This is a genomic window from Guyparkeria sp. WRN-7 (assembly GCF_001641825.1).
GTDB lineage: Bacteria > Pseudomonadota > Gammaproteobacteria > Halothiobacillales > Halothiobacillaceae > Guyparkeria.
Map to the genome: position 1 here is coordinate 1 of NZ_LRFH01000006.1, position 18,104 is coordinate 18,104.

At 59.1% G+C, this 18,104-nt stretch carries 18 protein-coding genes; 8 read left to right on the top strand and 10 right to left on the bottom strand.

Annotated features, from left to right (window positions below; genetic code table 11):
* Nucleotides 1–388: 388 nt before the first annotated feature.
* The 8 genes from AWR35_RS04215 to AWR35_RS10580 all read left to right on the top strand — a co-directional run bounded on the left by AWR35_RS04215 (nucleotide 389) and on the right by AWR35_RS10580 (nucleotide 8,957).
* Nucleotides 389–667 (top strand): helix-hairpin-helix domain-containing protein, encoded by a 279-nt coding sequence (locus AWR35_RS04215; RefSeq protein ID WP_058574722.1) that lies wholly within the window; start codon nucleotides 389–391, stop codon nucleotides 665–667.
* Nucleotides 668–1,058: 391 nt separating this feature from the next.
* The gene (locus tag AWR35_RS04220; RefSeq protein ID WP_058574723.1) at nucleotides 1,059–1,505 is read left to right on the top strand and encodes a pilin; all 447 of its coding nucleotides are present in this window, start codon (nucleotides 1,059–1,061) and stop codon (nucleotides 1,503–1,505) included.
* A 254-nt stretch (nucleotides 1,506–1,759) separates the two neighbouring features.
* Nucleotides 1,760–2,197 (top strand): pilin, encoded by a 438-nt coding sequence (locus AWR35_RS04225; RefSeq protein ID WP_058574764.1) that lies wholly within the window; start codon nucleotides 1,760–1,762, stop codon nucleotides 2,195–2,197.
* A gap of 68 nt (nucleotides 2,198–2,265) precedes the next feature.
* Nucleotides 2,266–4,209 carry a hypothetical protein gene (locus AWR35_RS04230; RefSeq protein ID WP_058574724.1) on the top strand — a complete coding sequence of 648 codons (1,944 nt, stop codon included), beginning with the start codon at nucleotides 2,266–2,268 and terminating at the stop codon, nucleotides 4,207–4,209.
* Nucleotides 4,196–6,220, top strand: coding sequence for a hypothetical protein (locus AWR35_RS04235; RefSeq protein WP_231723553.1), 2,025 nt, complete (start codon nucleotides 4,196–4,198; stop codon nucleotides 6,218–6,220). The genes AWR35_RS04230 and AWR35_RS04235 overlap by 14 nt, the downstream gene beginning before the upstream one ends.
* Before the next feature lie 125 nt (nucleotides 6,221–6,345).
* Nucleotides 6,346–7,203 carry a glycosyltransferase family 2 protein gene (locus tag AWR35_RS04240; protein WP_058574726.1) on the top strand — a complete coding sequence of 286 codons (858 nt, stop codon included), beginning with the start codon at nucleotides 6,346–6,348 and terminating at the stop codon, nucleotides 7,201–7,203.
* 38 nt (nucleotides 7,204–7,241) lie between these two features.
* Nucleotides 7,242–7,925, top strand: a complete 684-nt coding sequence (locus AWR35_RS10725; protein ID WP_156413930.1) for a sulfotransferase — start codon at nucleotides 7,242–7,244, stop codon at nucleotides 7,923–7,925.
* Between the two features lie 78 nt (nucleotides 7,926–8,003).
* Entirely contained in the window at nucleotides 8,004–8,957 is a 954-nt protein-coding gene (locus AWR35_RS10580; protein ID WP_082663901.1) for a glycosyltransferase, read from the top strand.
* 70 nt (nucleotides 8,958–9,027) lie between these two features.
* Here the strand turns inward: AWR35_RS10580 and AWR35_RS10585 are convergent, their stop codons facing one another.
* The 10 genes from AWR35_RS10585 to AWR35_RS04280 all read right to left on the bottom strand — a co-directional run bounded on the left by AWR35_RS10585 (nucleotide 9,028) and on the right by AWR35_RS04280 (nucleotide 18,089).
* Entirely contained in the window at nucleotides 9,028–9,594 is a 567-nt protein-coding gene (locus AWR35_RS10585; RefSeq protein WP_082663902.1) for an acyltransferase, read from the bottom strand.
* 10 nt (nucleotides 9,595–9,604) lie between these two features.
* Nucleotides 9,605–10,744, bottom strand: coding sequence for a DegT/DnrJ/EryC1/StrS family aminotransferase (locus tag AWR35_RS04245; protein ID WP_058574727.1), 1,140 nt, complete (start codon nucleotides 10,742–10,744; stop codon nucleotides 9,605–9,607).
* Between the two features lie 156 nt (nucleotides 10,745–10,900).
* Complete coding sequence (locus AWR35_RS10590; protein WP_197408129.1) at nucleotides 10,901–11,932, bottom strand: glycosyltransferase; 1,032 nt, start codon at nucleotides 11,930–11,932, stop codon at nucleotides 10,901–10,903.
* Nucleotides 11,929–12,849 carry an NAD-dependent epimerase/dehydratase family protein gene (locus AWR35_RS04250; RefSeq protein WP_058574728.1) on the bottom strand — a complete coding sequence of 307 codons (921 nt, stop codon included), beginning with the start codon at nucleotides 12,847–12,849 and terminating at the stop codon, nucleotides 11,929–11,931. The genes AWR35_RS10590 and AWR35_RS04250 overlap by 4 nt, the downstream gene beginning before the upstream one ends.
* Entirely contained in the window at nucleotides 12,842–13,951 is a 1,110-nt protein-coding gene (locus AWR35_RS04255; RefSeq protein WP_082663910.1) for a glycosyltransferase family 4 protein, read from the bottom strand. The genes AWR35_RS04250 and AWR35_RS04255 overlap by 8 nt, the downstream gene beginning before the upstream one ends.
* 146 nt (nucleotides 13,952–14,097) lie before the next feature.
* Nucleotides 14,098–14,823: a monofunctional biosynthetic peptidoglycan transglycosylase gene (gene mtgA, locus AWR35_RS04260; RefSeq protein WP_058574729.1), complete on the bottom strand. Its 726-nt coding sequence runs from the start codon at nucleotides 14,821–14,823 to the stop codon at nucleotides 14,098–14,100.
* Between the two features lie 60 nt (nucleotides 14,824–14,883).
* A complete protein-coding gene (locus AWR35_RS04265; protein WP_058574730.1) occupies nucleotides 14,884–15,651 on the bottom strand; it encodes a ProQ/FinO family protein in 768 nt (255 codons plus the stop codon).
* Nucleotides 15,652–15,728: 77 nt separating this feature from the next.
* Entirely contained in the window at nucleotides 15,729–16,199 is a 471-nt protein-coding gene (locus AWR35_RS04270) for a hypothetical protein (protein WP_058574731.1), read from the bottom strand.
* Nucleotides 16,200–16,287: 88 nt separating this feature from the next.
* The gene (locus AWR35_RS04275) at nucleotides 16,288–17,523 is read right to left on the bottom strand and encodes an MFS transporter (RefSeq protein ID WP_197408130.1); all 1,236 of its coding nucleotides are present in this window, start codon (nucleotides 17,521–17,523) and stop codon (nucleotides 16,288–16,290) included.
* The gene (locus AWR35_RS04280; protein ID WP_231723554.1) at nucleotides 17,520–18,089 is read right to left on the bottom strand and encodes a hypothetical protein; all 570 of its coding nucleotides are present in this window, start codon (nucleotides 18,087–18,089) and stop codon (nucleotides 17,520–17,522) included. Before AWR35_RS04280 ends, AWR35_RS04275 begins: the two co-directional genes overlap by 4 nt.
* Nucleotides 18,090–18,104 lie beyond the last annotated feature (15 nt).

An 18,104-nucleotide genomic window follows, 5' to 3' on the forward strand; every position in this document is an offset into this window, starting at 1 on the left:
TGATAGTGTGGGGCTTCCCCATGTGAAAGTAGGTCAACGCCAGGCTCCCCATTCGAAAAACCCCGTCTCGGCTCCCGCCGGACGGGGTTTTTCATTGTTCAATGCCTAAAGGTCCCGCGACGAGCGTGGGGCACATCGCTGGGTTGCGGTATTGGCATCTCCTCACGCAGCTGTTATACGAAGGGGCGTCCTTCGTTTCAGCATTTCTCAGGCGGTGTTGTGGTGGGACGTCTCCGGTACGGGCCCTGGCTGCGCGCTGGTAACTTGTAATCCGATTCCTACAAGAGAAACGGAATCGGCCTACAGCGCTTTCAGCATATTCCGATATGCGTATCCGGCCACCTTCCGTACAGTACGAAGCGTCCCACGTGTACAAGGAGGTAGGACGATGAAAGGACTCACCCTGTTTTCGCGTGCGGCTGCAATCGCGGCCGCACTCTGGATCGCGGCACCGCTCGCCATGGCGGCCGGGATGCTCAACGTGAATCAGGCTTCGGCCGACGAGCTGGTGTCGCTCAACGGGATTGGCCCGGTTTACGCGGAACGCATCGTCGAGTACCGGGCGGAGCATGGAAGCTTCGAGTCGGTACAGGAGCTCACCGAGATCCAGGGCATTGGTGACAAGACCGTCGCGGCAATCAAGGACCAGATCACCGTCGGCGAGTAATCTTCGAGTATCAATGAACGCAAAAGGCCCCGTGGCGACATTCGCCACAGGGCCTTTTTTTTTGATACATGTCGCCGACGGGCGGCGCGCCAAATGAGACAGGGCGTATCTGGTGGCCCGAATATTGCTACCATTCTGGAGCTGGCGATGTAGATCGTCGGCTCGGTTACGCGACAGGCCGTCAGCGCAAAGCTGTAAATTCCAATATCGAGTCAGACGTCCGCCAATCCGGGCGACTGAAAGTCACAGCAGGTAAGCGCAGTTGGGCATGGATGCCTACGCGTGAAGTTTTGTGCCCGTAGTGTCGGGGGCGCTTCGCGTGGTGGCTTTTCTCGAGTCGCGGGTTGTGAAACTGGACAGATCGTATAACCACGACCAGCGGAGCCCGTGTATGAGTGCAGTCAGCGCTTCTTCCCAGAAGGGATTCACCTTGATCGAACTGATGATCGTTGTCGCGATCATTGGCATCCTCGCCTCGATCGCAACCGCCGCCTACCGCGATTACGCCATACGGACTCAAGTGTCGGAAGGCATCACGCTCGCGACAAGTGCGCAACGTGCGCTCGCGGAGTTCTACATGCAATCCGGTCGCTTGCCGAGCTCCAATGCCTCAGCCGGGTTGCCTCAGCCCACGTCAATCGTGGGTAACTACGTCGTTCGGGTCGAGGTGCAAAACGCCGGTGGTGTGGCGGTGCGTTATGGCAATAATGCCAATGCTGCGATTGCGGGGCAGCCTAACGAGTGTCTGTTCTCCCCGATTACTTCGGCTTCAGGGGCCATTCGCTGGGATGCTGCCTGCGGCTTCCCCGACAAATTCTTGCCACAGGCATACCGCTAGGGCGTGTCCAAGTGTGACACTGCCCCGGCTGGATGTCGGCGGAATGTGACAGCCAGAGACCCAACCAGTCGCGCGATTTTGACAAGTTGCCGAGCCTTGTATGATCTGGACCATGCGGCCGGGCGCCGCACGTAAAGGTTGCATGCGATCTGTTTTCTTGTTGGCATGAGCATTGCAACCCTATTGGCGGCCAAGGGCCAGGAGGCCCGGTTGATCAACGCTCCAAAGGAGAAATCTCAATGATGATGAAGCAAATGAACAAGCAGGTTCAGAAGGGTTTCACCCTGATCGAATTGATGATCGTTGTTGCGATCATCGGTATCCTCGCCGCTATCGCCATCCCGGCGTACCAGGACTACACCGTCCGCGCTCAGGTGTCTGAGGGCATGAGTCTGGCGTCCGGTGCCAAGACTGCAATGGCCGAGTACTACAACTCCCGCGGTGTCTTCGCGACTGCTAACGCTTCGTATGGCCTGTCCGCTCCGGGTGACATCACTGGCTCCTACGTGACCTCGGTCGATACTTCGACTGGCGCGGCGGGCACCGTGACCGTGACTTACGGCAACGACGCCAACGCAGTTATCAACGGGGACACCATGGTGCTGTCGGCCATCACCAACACCGGCTCCGTCGCTTGGTCTTGCCAGGCTGGCACCATCGATCCCAAGTACCTGCCGACCAGCTGCCGTTAAGCGCTGATCCTAGGTATGTGGACACACCCCGCTCAGGCGGGGTGTTTTTTTTTGGGTAGGTCAAAGACATGTCCACTAGGTCATATTCATTTAATTTTGTTGCGTTCGCGCTGCTCGCGCTCGCGGTGCTTGTGTATTGGCCCGGGCTGACTGGTGGCTATGTCTTTGATGATTTCCCGAACCTGGTTAACAACGACCGCACAATCCTTGACGACCTGACCCTGCCGGAACTTTGGCAGGGGGCAATGGCGACCGATTCCGGACCGCTAAAGCGTCCGATCGCCATGTTGAGCCTGTCCGTGGAGCGCTACTTCTTCGGCCTTGATCCTGGGCCAATGAAGTTTACGAACCTGGTCATCCACTTGGTCAATGCCTTCGTGTTGTTTCTGCTGGCACGTTTGATCCTGACCCGCTTCGAGCAGCAACAGGGACGGCCATTCCTGATAGCTGCGCCGATGCTCGCGCTGCTGGTGTCTGTTGCTTGGGCCGTGTCTCCCATCAACCTGACCGCAGTGCTGTTCGTCATCCAGCGTATGGAGAGTCTGGCCACACTCTTCATGCTGTTGGGGCTGCTGGGATACTGGCGGGGGCGAGATCGCCTGGCCCAAGGACAACGGCAGGGTCTGCGCTGGATGTGGGGCAGTCTGGTGCTGGGCGGTGGCTTCGGCGTGCTGGCCAAGGAAAGCGCGGTGATGTTGCCTCTTTATGCCCTGCTCCTTGAATGGATGTTTTTCGGTTTCGGTCGCAAGGGCTCTGCCGAACGAGGTGCGGTCCTGCGACTGTACGGTCTGCTTCTCGTGATTCCGGCCGTAATGGGGCTCGCATGGTTGCTGCCCCGTGTCCTCGGTCACCCTGAGTTTCCCGGCCGCCCCTTTGACGTTTACGAGCGCTTATGGACAGAGGCGCGAGTGATCTGGCATTACCTGGCGTGGATCGTGGCGCCCAACCCGGGAGCTCTGAGTCTCTACCACGATGCCTTCCCCCTTTCGCGCGGTCCGTTGACGCCTTGGACGACGTTGATTTCCGTGTTCGGCCTGGTTCTCGTGGTGGTCGTCGCAGTCGCCGCTCGCAACAAGTGGCGACTCATCAGTTTCGGGATCCTGTGGTTCTTCGTCATGCACTTGCTGGTGTCGACGTTCCTGAACCTCGAGCTCGTCTACGAGCACCGCAATTACCTTGGGTCGTTCGGCATCCTGCTTGCCGTGTTCGCGTTCGTTCTGGACGGGCGGAGATGGGAGCTCGCCGGTGTCCGGCGCTTCTTCGTCGTGTCCTTGGTTGTCCTGTACGGCTTTCTTACCTTCCTCCGCGCAAACGAGTGGAGCGATTCGGTTCAACTGGCATATTTCGAGGCCAGCCGCCACCCCGACTCCCCCCGAGCCTCGTATGCTCTTGGGCAGATTCTGTTGGTAACTAACGAACCCGGGAGTCCAGGGTACAGTCTGGCGTTGGCGCAGATTCAGGACGCGGCGAATCTCCCCAACGCATCCTTGCTGCCGCTTCATGCGCTGATCTTCGAGGCAGCTAAACATGGTCGGTCGATCGATTCGGAATGGTGGGAGGCCATGAGGGATTATGCCGGCCAGCGAGTGCTTTCGGCACAAGACATCAATGCGCTTTTTTCTCTGGTGAACGCGCACGCGAAAGGGGTGATAAGACTGCCGGCCGAGCCCATGATTCGTGTGCTCGATGCTGGTTTGGAAAGAACTCCGGCCCACGCCCAACTGATCACCCTCAAGGCGAACTTCTTGTTGAATGTCCCTGGAAACCAGCAGGTGGCAGAAGTCCTGCTTCGGGAGGCGGTCGTGCTTCGTCCTTCAGACCCCGACAAGTGGCGTAACCTGATCGATTACCAGATCGCCAGTGGCCAGTTTGCGCAAGCGGCGGCTGGGTTGCGGATACTAAAAAATCTGGATTGGCTGGGAGAGCAGAGCGATATGATCGCTGACCTGGAGCGATCGCTCTCGGAAGCCGTGGCCTCCGCCGGTGGGATCTCGGGGCATGCGTATGACTGAGCGGGCGCACACGCCGTCAACGTTATCCGTCTCCCAGTTGCTGGTTGTCTTGTTGTTATGGGGGATGGCTTGGCTGGTCTACTGGCCCGGTCTGTCCGGCCCCTTCCTGTTCGATGACCACAGCAATCTATCGCTGCTCGGCCAGTTCGGTGAGATCGATAATTGGCAGAGCTTCTGGCTTTACCTGCTTTCTGGTTTCTCGGGGGCCAGTGGCCGGCCGGTTTCCTACCTTTCATTTCTCGTTGATGCTAATAATTGGCCTGCCGATCCATGGCCGTTTAAACGCACCAATCTCGTGATCCACCTGCTCAACGGCCTCTTGCTGTTGGGGTTGGGCCGGGCCATCTTGCTTTCTCTCGGTTATTCGGCCCGCCAGGCATTCTGGATGGCGTGCCTGGCCGCAGCTCTTTGGTTGTTGCACCCCTTCTGGGTCTCCACCACGTTGTACGTGGTCCAGCGGATGGCCCAACTGTCCGCGTTTTTCACGTTGGTCGGCTTGTGGGTATGGGTCGCCTGGCGCCGGCAGCACGTTCCCCGTGCCGATTGGCAAACCTGGGCGGTCGCCCTGTTCAGTGTCGGTGGGTGCGGGCTGCTTGCTGTGTTGTCCAAGGAAAATGGTGCCTTGCTGCCGGCTTTCGTGCTCGTTCTCGAGGCAACGATCCTTGCGACGCTGGATGCCAGGCGCGGTACGACCCCGACTCGCGGCTTCCGTCGGCTGCGTTGGATCGTCTTGGGTGTGCCCTTGTCGCTGTTGGTCGTGTATCTGTCTCGCGAGCTGCCCGCCCTTTTTTCAGGAGACATGGGGGGGAGAGCGTTCACCTCCTTCGAGCGGCTTCTGACCGAAGGGCGAATCCTCTGGGATTACATTGCTCATCTTGTCTTTCCCCGGCCCTACACCGGAGGGCTTTTCAACGACGGTATCGATGTGTCTCGTGGCTGGTTGACGCCATGGACGACCATCGTTGCCTGGCTGGCGCTGGGGGCGCTCGCATTCTTGGCCGTGCGGATGCGTCGTCGTTGGCCACTGCTTGCAGCGGCGATTCTGTTCTTTCTCGTCGGGCACGTGCTCGAGTCCAGCTTCCTTCAGCTGGAGCTCTATTTCGAACACCGGAATTACTTGCCCGCCATGTTGCTGGGGCTCCCGTTGGCTGCCTGGTGGGTTGGATGGAAGCGGGTGCCGAGCGATGTTCGTCTCGCCATCCCCGTCGGCGTGCTTCTCCTCTTGGCCGCCATGACGTTTCTCCGGGCCGACATATGGTCGAGTCCGTACCTCCAGGCATTGAAGTGGGCACAGGTGAATCCCGAGTCACCTCGGGCCCAGCACCATTTGGCCGGTTTCTGGTGGGAGATCGGGAACGTTGAGGAGGCGCGCCGGCTCAATGATCGAGCCATCAGCCTCGATCCGGACGGACTGCCGTGGCTCATGACCCGTGTCATGTACCAGTGCTCACTAGACGAGCGGCCCGCGGAGGCCCTGGCTGAAGTGGAGTCCGCGTTGAACGAGAAGGGGCGCATGGGCCCCGTGGGCACTTATCAGACCGGCAAATTGCTTGATTATCTGATGTCGGGCGGCTGCGGACGCCTGAGCAGGCCGAGCGAAATCCTGATGCTGATAGCACGTCTGGAAAGGGCGGCTGATGGTTCGGGCCGTCTGCAGGCGCTGCTTCTGCAGCGGCGTGCCGCATTGCTGTTGAGGGAAGGCGAGGGGCGCCCGGCGTACCGCAACCTTCGTGAGCTGGTTCAGACGACCGGGCGACCCGGAACACAGCTGCGAGCGGCGGCTATGCTTGCGAGTGCCAGCCATTATGAGTGGGCTCTCGAGCTGCTCGACGAGGACATTGTTACGCTTGGCGAGGCGAGCGGGTTCTCCATGCAGCGGCTGCGAGCCTGGTACCTGGACCAGACCGGATACTACGATCGCGAGCGAAGGTCTCTCAAGGAGGCCATCCGCCAGGATTTCAACGAGCAAGCGGAGCGAGGGGAGCGTGAGATCCTGCCCGCCTTGCCGTAGCGATCTCGATCGGCATTGCCACACGGCCACCCGAATCGCCCTCTGACGATCGGTTCCGGTATGCTAGCCCCACCTGCCACCCATGCTTTTCTCAATCGATGGAGTCCAACCCCGTGTCCGATGGAATGGATTCAGGCCTGAGTCTTTCAATTGTTCTGCCTGCCAAAGATGAGGCGGGTGCGGTCGGCCAGACCGTCTCCCGCATACGGGCGCATTTCCCCGACGCCGAAATTCTGGTCATCGATGATGGCTCGACCGATGCCACGGCAGAGTTGGCTCAGAGCGCCGGAGCGCGAGTGATAAGCCGGCCGTACAGCATGGGGAACGGTGCAGCGATCAAGGCCGGGGCGCGCGTGGCTGCAGGCGAAGTGATTGTCTTCATGGATGCGGACGGCCAGCATGATCCTGCGGATATCCCGCGCTTGCTTGCGCGTCTGGATGACGGCTATGACATGGTGGTTGGTGCACGGGACCGAGGATCGCAGGCGAATGCCGGGAGGGGGCTGGCAAATCGGTTTTACAACCAGCTGGCTTCCTGGATGGTGGGCCAACGAATCCAGGACCTGACCTCCGGTTTTCGCGCCGTCAGGGCCGACAAGTTTCGCGAGTTCTTGCACTTGTTGCCGAACGGGTTTTCCTACCCCACCACAACGACCATGGCCTTCTTCCGTGCCGGTTACCTTGTGGCATACGAGCCAATTTCTGCGGCTAAGCGCATCGGGAAAAGTCACATTCGGCTTGTGCGTGACGGGATCCGCTTCTTGTTAATCATATTCAAGATCGGGACGCTGTATTCGCCGCTCAAACTGTTCTTCCCCGTTGCTTTCGCGCACGCCTTGGTCGGGATTGGTTACTACCTCTTTACCTTTGTCGCATATGGCCGCCTTTCGATGGCTACAGTTTTCCTGCTTACCGCGGCAGTCACGATATTCCTAATCGGGCTCGTTTCCGAACAGATCACTCAACTGATGTACAAGGAGTGACTGTGGTCCGTTTCCTGAGGAGAAGCCGGCAACGACAGGTGAATGCCCTGTCGATTGCACGTCACGAAGCCGTTCGACTTTGGTGCCGGCCAGATAGAAATGGCGAGAAAGTATTTTGTATTGGTCGAAATAAGACAGGCACCACTACCTTGGCCGCGACGCTGCGAGAGCTTGGCTACCGTGTGGCGCCGCAGAGGCGTGCCGAGATAATCGCTGACAATGCATGCCTGCGAGGCGATTTCGATTCTCTTGTCGATTTTTGTGGCTATTATGAAGCATTTCAGGATGCTCCGTTCAGTTGGCCTGGAGCCTACAGAGTTCTCGACCGGGAGTTTCCAAACGCCAAATTCTTGCTTTCTGTTCGTGATTCGCCTGACCAATGGTATGAGTCGCTGTTAAGATTCCACGCCAAGATGTTCGGTCAAGGTGGGAACTTGCCAACGATGGAGGATCTGAAGAAGGCTGAATATGTCCACCCTGGTTTTATTTACAGATCACAGGCAGGTTGGGGGCACGCTTGCAGTCAGTCTCTTTATGATCGGGGTTGCTTGGTTCAGTCTTATGTTGATTACAACAGTAGTGTCGAAAGGTATTTTTCCGGCAGGCCAGGTAAGCTCCTAATCATCAACGTTGCAAGGCCGCAGGATTGTGAGCGTTTGTGCGTGTTTTTAGGCCGGGGCCCGAAATGTATCGACGGGTTTCCTTGGGAAAACAAAACATGAGTCCTGCCCTCCTCCTCCGTGCCCCCCCCCTCTCTCTCTTTTTTGATTGCTTGATGTTGATTTGCGAGCGAGTACGCGATGGCTAGTGATATTGAGAACGTGTCTGTTGGAAAGGGGCTTCGCTCTCAGGGTGAAATTGTTGATTCTTGGGGGGCGGGTGGATTATCTCCTATGGTCAGCGTGTGTTGCACTGCTTATAATCATGAGAAATATGTGGCTGATGCGATTCATGGTTTTCTAAACCAGGTCACTAACTTTCCCATAGAGATCTTGATTCATGACGATGCTTCCGTCGATGGTACTGTTGGCATCATTCGAGAGTACGCGGCTCTTTATCCCAATATAATCAAGCCCGTATTCCAGTCTGTTAACCAGTATAGCCGTGGAGTACAGACGCTAAGTTTTAATTTTCATCGTGCGAAGGGTAAGTATCTGGCTATATGTGAAGGTGACGACTTCTGGGTTGATCCGCTCAAGCTGCAAAAGCAGTTTGATTTTATGGAAGGCCACGAGGATGTGGTTATTTCTTACCACGATTGCGATGCAATATCGGAGGGGGGGGAGGTGTTAGAAAAGCCTGTGGCTGCGCGCTGTGATCTAAGCTCGTTTGCTTTGAAAAGAGCAACCCCTCTGTATACGCTGACCACATTTTTTAGGAATCACGTTTCGGATATGCCTCCGGAGTTCAATTGTGCGAGGTATGGAGATCTTTTTCTTTGGGCTTATCTTGGGCAGCATGGAAGCGGTGCTTACCTCGGCGATATCCGGCCGGCTAAGTATAGGGTTCACCAAGGGGGAATTCACTCATCTCAGACAAGTCGGCGTCGTTCAGAAATGAAGCTTTCAACTATGGCCGCTTTGCTCGCTTATTATAAAAGAGTTGGTAGCGCTGAGATGGCAGAGTTTTATAAAAACCGGGTTTTGGCGTCTTCGGTTTCGTCGTTAGGTACTCTGGGTGTTCTTCGGTCTATTTGGCTGGCATTGAAGAGAGTTGTATTTTTGCGGCATGTGTTCTTCGGTCGGGCTTCATGATGGAGTATGACTCGGTGTATTTTGTCATTGCTGTGCTTGACTAATGCAGTGGTGCGGTGCGTGATTTTGGTCAATCTCGTGATGAGGTGAACTGTTCGCACAGTTTTAATAGACCTTTTTTTCTCGGCCGAATGGCTTTCACGGGTATTCCGCCATACACAGTCCAAGGCCGCAAGTGATCCTTTATCAAGCTGAGAGAACCGATGGCGACCCCGTCGGGGATGGTGCTTCCAGGTAATACCACAGATCCACTGCCGATAATTACATGTTGGCCGATCGAAACTCGCTTGTGAGAAACGTCTTTGAATGTGTCAGGGATGGTTGGGTTGGTCATGGTTTCTCCACTGTAGTCATCATTGCTGCTGTAAATGGATACTCGGGATGATATGTTAGAGAAGTCATCGATTGATATTTTTTCGTGCCCAATGAGTGATGAAAATGCGGCAATGTGCACGTTGGCTCCTATGAGGATGCCCTCGCTGCCCGCTGAAATGATGCAAAAGTCATCTATTCTGGTGTAATCGCCGATGGACACTCGTGTGGCCCCATATATGCTGGCTTTGTCGGAAATCCGCACACCTTTCCCGTAGCGTGCGAGTCCTAGGTCCATTAATTGGCGTTCTGTTAAAAAAGCCACGTTTTTACCTTCAATTTCCCGTTCCGTTGGCCGTTATAATTCTAGTTGCTCGCTTAGTCATTTCCTCTGACATGTTGGGTGAAAGTGGCAGGCATATGACCTGCTTCGATGCTTTGTTTGCGTTCTTCCATTGGTCTCGCTTATTGCTAGGCAGGTTCCGATACATTGGGAATTCGGGAATCAAGGGATAGAAATACCTGCGACCATAGACTCCGTGTGCTTGGAGCTGCAGGTATAGGTCGTCCCGGCTCAGAGGGTAACCCTCTTCGACGAATATCGGGAAATATGCGTAATTGTAGCGGGCGGCTCGGCTGACCGGCGGACAGCGGATTCCTTTCACATCGGCTAGGGCCTCGCGGTAGGTTTGATCGAGTTGGGCGCGGCGGATGATGGCATCGTCAATGTGGTGTAACTGGGCCAAGCCAATCGCGGCCTGAAACTCATTCATCTTGGCGTTGATGCCGGCGGCGACCACTGTGGTCTCGTTGGCGAACCCGAAGTTCTTGAGGTAGTCCACCCGCTGCTTGGTTTTGGCGTCCGGGCTAACGATGGCGCCGCCCTCGAAAGTATTGAATACTTTGGTGGCGTGGAAGCTCAGGATCGACATGTCGCCGTGGCGCAAGATACTGCCGCCCTCGTCCTCCACTCCAAAGCAGTGAGCTGCGTCGTATATCAGTCGCAGGCCGTAAAGGTCGGCGACGTGCTGGAGACCGTCTACGTCAGCCGGCTGGCCGTAGACGTGTACCGGCAAGATCGCGCTGGTCTTCGGGGTGATAGCGGCCTCGACCTGTGCCGGGTCTAGGTTCAATGTCACCGGGTCGACATCAACGAAGACTGGGGTGAGGTCGTTCCATAGCAGGGCGTTCGCGGTTGCGACAAAGCTGTATGGCGTGGTGATGACCTCGCCGGTCAGACGCAGCGCCTGCATCGCTGTGACTAGAGCGAGCGTACCGTTGGCGAACAGCGAGATGTGCTGGACGCCAAGGTAGTCGCACAGCGCCACCTCAAGCTGTTCGTGGAAGGGCCCCTTGTTGGTGATGCGGTGGCTGTCCCAGATCTGCTCAAGGTAGGGGATTACCTCTTCGAGTGGAGGCAAGTGTGGCTGGGTGACGAAGATGGGGTCGTCGCTTTTATCCGATGGTGTCGTCATGATGTGCTCTTTGCCTTCCTTTGCTGCGGCCGTGAGCCGAATCACACGAAGTCAGTCTATCTGAGCTGTGTGGCTTGGTGCGCTAGCGTTTGTGTCGGAGTCCATAGCGATGATCAAGGTCGGTTCAAGCGGTTAGATGCGTGTTCTTTTGCGCCTTTAGCGGGTCAATCGTGGTAATCCGTGTCTGAAGAGCATCTGAAGTTTGCGAGGAAGCCAGAGAAAGCTCCGTGCGTATTCCGTTGCGGTTGCGGTTCTTGCTTGCTGGATGTGCTTTCGTTCCTCCATCAAGCGGCAGTGGTTGCGGTATACGCTGGAAAAAACGTTGCCGTAGATTTCTTTCCATACCGTCAGGTCCCGTTTGACCAGCGTGAGTGCTGCACCCTCGGCAGCTAATAGTGTGAGATGTGTCGGCAAGATAAACCAGATTCTCGAGAGAGGGGTGCAGAGGATCAAAGCGTATGTCTTGTTACGCTCGGAAAGACGGCGACGTCGGAATGTGGTGGAAAGGCGGCTTTCTCTTATCTTGTTTCCACCGAAGCTGATGCCTTGGTGATGGCGGTAGTGGCTGCTCGTGGTGACCTGAACTGTATTGCCTTGGAGTCGGGCCCGGCAGCATAACTGAAGGTCTTCTCCGATTGATTCAAACCATTCGGGAAAGCCGCCTACCTCATTCCATAGCCGCTTTGGCGCCCAAAGGCATGCGCCGATCACATAGGCTACGTCTTTCCGTCTTGGATCCAGGTTGGGTATCGGATTGTAGAAGGGGTCCAGTAGACAGCCTCGGTCAACGAGTTGCCCGCTCTCCCAGTCGATCTGGGGGAGGGTGAGGATGCCGGGAGGCGATTGTTGTTCTGCCGCGCGTAGAAGGGTGGATAGCGCGTCGGGTGCAAGCGCAGCATCGTTGTTGAGCAGAAGAATGTATTTGCCGCGTGCGTTTTCGACTAGCCTGTTGTTGCTAACGCAGAACCCCACATTCTGGTCGCTTTCTAACAGGCGAATTTCTGGGTGACGATCTCGCGGGTAGCGACTTGCGAGAAGCTCGATGGACGAGTCGGTCGATGCGTCGTCGTGAACGAGGATCTCTACGGCAATGTCTCCTTGTTGCTCGAGGACGGAGTCAATGCAGTCCGGGAGTACGCCCTCCCCGTTGAAGTTCGCGATGCAGACGGATACGAGTGGTGATGTCATGGCTGCCTCTGCCACCATTCCCAGGTGGCGGAAAGTCCATCAACTAGCCGTGTATCTGCTTGCCAGTTGAACTGTTGTCGGGCGCGAGACGCGTCGAGCTCCACTTTTGAAACATCTACTGTCTGCCCGGTGTCTCTTCGAACCGGTAGCGGCGACCCGGTCACGTCGCGAATGATGCCTAACAGGTGATCCAGGCTTACGGCATTCTCGCTCGCCGCATTGAAAGTGGAGACTCCGGGCGAGACGGGGGCGTCGAGTGCCGCACGGATCAATTGGATAAAGTCGTCAATGTACAAATAGTCCCGCACACTCATACCCCCTCCGCGGAGTGGCAAGGCTGCCTTGCGGTCCACGTGGTCGAATGCCGTCGGGATGATGCCGAACCCTTGCTTGGGACGTTGCCCCGGCCCGTAGAGGTTTGACGGGCGCAAAATGACGGCATCCAGATTGAACTGAATGCTTGTGGCTTGGATGAACTGCTCGATAGCGGCCTTGCCTGCCCCGTAGTAAGAGCGGGGACGAAGAGGCGCTGTTTCCGCCGCCGGCGTCCCGCTTGTTTCTCCATACAGCGTGCCGCCCGACGACAGGTAGATCAGGCGGCATTCCGGTACGCGTTGCAGCCCCTCCAGCAATGCCAGACTCGGCCGAAGATTTGTGAGTTCGGCGCGGGGGCGGCCCGCTGTCTGGAGGGGCGTGCTGCATGATGCGGCATGGACAACGGCTGTTGTGTCAGCAAGAACGTTGGCAAAGTCATCGGGGTGCTCGAAGTCCCCGGTTAATACCCTGGCTTCGTGCGGGATGTCCGGGGCTTCGTGGCGGGTCAGGGCAGTTACTCGTTTCCCATATTCCAGTAACTGTCTTACGAGACGCTGCCCGACAAAGCCGTTGGCACCAAGAACGACGATATGGTCAGCCATGGCGAGGCATTCCTAGCATGCTCCGGTAAATGCCCGCATATCGTTCGGCACAGTCATTCCATGTGCCAATTTCGTTCGCGGTCCACCGGTGCGCCGAGTCACTCATGTGCTTCCAGTTCGTTTTGGTTTCCATGTAAGAAAGTCCTTCCTGGACGTCTGTGGCGCTGTCGCACAGCCAGCCTGTTTCCTTGTGCTTGAGCATGTTTTCGTGTGCGGGGATGCGCGAGGCGATCACCGGTAAACCGGCCGCCATCGCTTCGAGCATGACTTGCGGGCGCCCTTCCGCGTGTTGGCTCAGTGTGATCAAGCCGCGTGACCCGGGGAACCACTTGTGAGCCAGTGCATCGGGAGAGGCCGGGCCATGGTAGTGAACCCACCCTGGCAAATCTATGGGCTCCTGCATCGGTCCGAACAAATGGAGCTCCCGACTCGTATTGTCGAAATGGGGGGCGCACCAGTCGAAGAGGGGGCCTAGTTTTGCACGGGTCAGGCGGGTGACTGCCAGCCAACGGGGCGGCGTGTCTGGACGGTGTTCTTGGTGCAGCTGGAACCATGCCGGATCTATGCCGAACGGCACGAACTGGATCGTTGCCAAGTGGCCGAACGCTTTTTTTAGCGGCGCTTCCATCCACTCGGCGTTGGGGCAGATTGTCGTTGGATGATGCTTGAGGGTTCGGCGAAGCAATTTCCGGATTAGGGGCGTGGCTAGCAACTTGATGTCGGTGCCCAGGGCGTTGATGACAACAGGCTTGCCGTCGTCAGGGAGAGGGAGGGCATTCTGCAGCCAGTTCACGTGGTATATGTCCGTATCGGGAGTGCGGCGATAGGCGCGTCTTAATCCGGCAAGCAGGCGCAGTGGTGCCGAGACTCTTTTGACACCGCCATGACGAAGAAGGTGCGCGATGCCCCCCTGGTCCATGAGGTCACCGAGAAAGCGCGCCTCTTTCGGCGTTTCTATTCGATTGACAGCAACATGGGCTTCGCCCGGTGGAGCCCATAGTGACAGGCTGATCTGGTTGTGATCAGCCAGCGACCAGACAAGGTGTCTAATGAACAACCCTTTCCAGTCCTCAAGACTGGCTGGGTATGAGGTGCTGGTCATCAGGACTCTGATCCGTTTGTCCCGCATGCCTCCTCCTGAGGTGGGAGTGCGCATTTGGCGTGTCCGTCCCTGTGGTGTGCGCGGTTAATCGTGAGCCGGCTTTAAAGCGTACAGAAAAGTGACGTGTTGAGCCCAAAGAGTGGCTCTCAGGGCGTCCGCGAGTACTCCATCCGCTCCAGCACCGCGTTGGTTCGAACCTGCAGGCCCCGCGCATTGGGATTGTCCTGGTAGAAGCGCGGATTGGGCAGCATGGCCGCCAAGTGGGCGGCTTCGCCACGAGTGAGCTGTCCGGCCGACTTGCCGTAATAGCTGCGGGCGGCCGCTTCGATGCCGTAGAGCAGATTGCCCCATTCGGCGTAGTTGAGATAGAGCTCGAGGATGCGTTCCTTGCCCAGGGCGGCCTCCAGCATCAGGGCGATCAGTGCCTCTTCGCCCTTGCGCCACAGGGATTGTTCCGCGGACAGGAACAGGTTCTTGGCGAGTTGCTGGGTGATGGTCGAGCCCCCCTCGACGATGCCACCGGCCTCGATGTTCCGTTCCATGGCGCGGCGCAGGCCTTTCAGGTCGAGCCCGAAGTGGTCCATGAAGCGGTCGTCCTCGGAGGCGACCACCGCGCGGCGGGCGGCCGGGCTGATGCTCTCGTAGGGCACGTAGATCTGCCGGGCCGTGATGTCGGGGCGGATGCCGCGGAGCAGTTCGAGGCGTTCGCGCATGAACGCGGTGGTCTCGGGGTTGTGATCCCGCAGGTGCCAGACCTGGACGAAGAACCAAAGCTGGGCAAGCAGGAAGGCAAGCAGCGCCAGGCCGATCAGCCGCCACAGCCAGCGGCGGATGGGGCGGTTCGGGCGCTGTGCGGTCTTGCGTCGGCTCATTGCTTTGGGGGAGGGGTGGCGGGCGGTTGTGCGCGTCACCCGTCTCGAGGGGGGTAGGGGTTACTTGACCCCGTCCTGGCCGAAGCGCTGCGCCAGGCGATCGAGCTTCTCTTCCATGCTCATGTTCTTGAGCGCCGGGTCCGGCTGGTTTTCCTTGCGCTGCTGGCTGCCCTTGTTGGACTTGCTGCCGCCACGCCCCTTGGCGCCTTCGCCGCGCGGTGCGGTCTTCGCGCCCTTGCGACCGGCGGGCTTGCCGGTCCCTTTCCGCGGGCGGCGCGGCTTCTTCTCGCCACCTTCCTCGCTCTCGCCCTGCTCGGCGCGCTTGGCATCACGCTGGGCGTGGATGGCCTTGATCTGCTCCTCGGCGTGCGAGCGGGCCTTGTCGTCGATGGGCTCGGCCGGCTCGCCCTTGAGGTCGACGCGATGCTCGGCATCCTTCATGGCGAAGTGATACGACAGGCGCGAGGTATAGAACTTCATCGCCGCCCGGATGGCCTTGGAGTTCAGGCCGTCGAGTTCCGGCGGGCGCTCGGCGAGAATCTGCTGCAGGATGCCGATCGCCAGCGGTTTGACCTGCTTGGGATTGGTGGAGAAGGCTTCCGGCCAGGCCGCCTCGAACTGCTTGACCGCATCGCGCGGGTGGACGCGCGGCTTCTTTGCCTGATGGCTGGCGCCCTTGTCGCCTTCGTCAGCCGAGGGTGTGGCCGCCGGCTCTGCCGACTTGGCTGTCTCCTCTGCGGCAGGCGTCGCGGGCGCGGCGCTGTCGGCCTGGGTCTCTTCCGTGATGGGCCCGGTGGCCTCGGTGGCGTTGGGATCGTCTGCGGTCATGTCTTGGTCGGCTTCGCAACAATAAAAAACAAGACCGGCGTAGGGGTTGCCTCGCCGGTCCCGGTCAATCCCAAATCTTAACGGTTTAGCACGCCGTAGACCACATCGCTGACCACTTCGCCTGCCATGTCGGCGATCACGACGTCCGTGCCGACGCGGTAATAGCGCATGTGATCGGGCAGGGGCGACAGGTCACGCACCAGTTCGCGCGGCAGCGGCTCGTACTCGACGCCGCGCGGCGGCCACGGCGATCCACGCTCGAGGCGCTTGGCATGGCCCGGCGGGATCTTGCCCTGCTTGGCCAGACCTGGCGGCAGGTTGCGGCTGTACCAGTCACGGATGTAGCTGCGCTCCCGTGTGGAGATGTGATAGCGCTCCCGCTGAGGGGCGTTACCCATGGCGCTCTGCCCTTGGTTTCCCTGAGCGTGCTGCCCCGGGTTGCCTTGCGCGTTCTGACCCGCGTGTTCCGGCGGTTGGGCCATGGCATTCGCCTGGCCGATCAGCAGCCCGGCGCTGGCGGCTATCAGCAGTTTTCCGAATCGACGCATCATTCCCTCCCGTGGAGTTGGCAACGTTTGGAGTGTAGTTGAGGAGACAGGTCGTGCAGGCTCGGGTTCCTGGCGAAAGGATAGAGCGTCACTGGTCCAGCGCGCGGATGGTGTGCCGCGCCCGCCATAGCAGCCACAGGCCGGGCAGAGCGGCGAAGAAGGTGAGAATGAAGAAGATGGTCCAGTCGACCGCCTCGACGATGAAGCCGGCCGTCGGGCCGAGATAGATGCGCCCCAGCGAAGCGATCGCCGAGAGCAGCGCGTACTGCGTCGCCGAGTACTTGCGGTCGCACAGGGACATCAGCAGTGCGACAAAGGCGGCCGTGCCCAGGCCGCCGGCAAAATGCTCCAGCGAGACCACCGCCACCATCAACCCATAGGCGTTCCACTCGTACAGCCAGGCGTAGCCGAGGTTGGTCACTGCCTGCAGCACGCCGAACAGCATCAGTGCCCGGTAGAGCCCCAGTCGCACCATCCACAGCCCGCCGAACAATCCGCCGATGATGGTCACGATCAGCCCGGCGCCGTTGTTGATCAGTCCCACGTCGGTCGCGGTGAAGCCCGCGCCGCGGATCAGGAACGCCGTGGTCAGCGTGCCGGCGAAGGCATCGCCGAATTTGTAGAGGATTACCAGCAGGATCAGCATCCACGCCTCGGGGCGGCTGAAGAAGGCCTTCATCGGCCCGACCACCGCCGCGCCCAGCGTTTGCGGCGCGAGGTCCCGCGTGTCGCGTTCCGGGGCGAACCAGGCGGTGATAAAGCCCACGCCCATCAGCGCGGCCATGATCGCGTAGGTAATCGGCCAGCCGATGTGATCGCCCATGATCAGGGCGAGCGAGCCGGCCACCAGCATGCCGATGCGGTAGGTCATGACGAACACCGCCGCGCCCAGGCCGCGCTCCGGCGCGTCCAGCGTGTCCGTTCGCCACGCGTCGATCGCGATGTCCTGTGTGGCGGAGAAGAACGCCACCAGCAGCGCGAAGATCGCGATCTGCCAGATCTGCGTCTGCGGGTCGCTCAACGCCAGCCCCAGCAACCCCGCGGCGATCAGCGACTGGGTCAGCAGCATCCAGCCGCGCCGGCGGGCGAAGTAAGCGACCGACCACCGGTCGAGGATCGGCGCCCACAAAAACTTCACCGTGTAGGGCAGGCCGACCAGCGCGAACAGGCCGATCGTCTTGAGATCGATGTCCTCCATCGTCAGCCACGCCTGCAGCGTGCCGGAGGTCAGCAGCAACGGCAGACCGGAGGAGAAGCCGAGGAATAGGACGGCCAGCTGCTTCGGCGAGGTGGCGACGGCGCGGATGCGTTGCAGTCGGGTCACGAATGGCCTCGGATGCGAAAGGTGGGTGTCGGTCCGGTTTCCGGGCAGTGGATCAGGTCGTGCCGTGCCAGCCAGTCGATGGCCCGGTCGGCATCGTCACGGAACCAGTCGGCCGGCGCGCCGACCCGGAAGACGTAGCCCCAGGCCTGCATATCGGCCAGCGCCCGCTCGCGATCGAACCCGTCGAGATGATCGGCCATCAGGATCTGCAGATAGCAGACCGCCTCCTCCTCGATGTCGTCGCTGCCCGCATCCGTGTGTGCCGTCGCCCGCCGCTCGGCATCCATGCACACCAAGTGCGCGAACTCATGCAGGGCCGAATGCACCGCCGTATCCGGGCGGACATACAACGTCTCGCCGATCAGTCCCGCCTCGTCGTCGCCCCAGAAACTCCCGGGAATCGACTCGCCGGCAGTCACCCAGACCAGGGCCAACCCGAATCGTTCCACCAGTGCTTCCAATGCCCCCTGCGGCAACTCGCCCACGCGCAGCACCGCCGTCTCGTCGACGACGAGATCCTCGGGCAGTGCGGTAAAGCCGGGCTTGATCGAATCGCTGACGGACATGGGCGGGCATTGTGC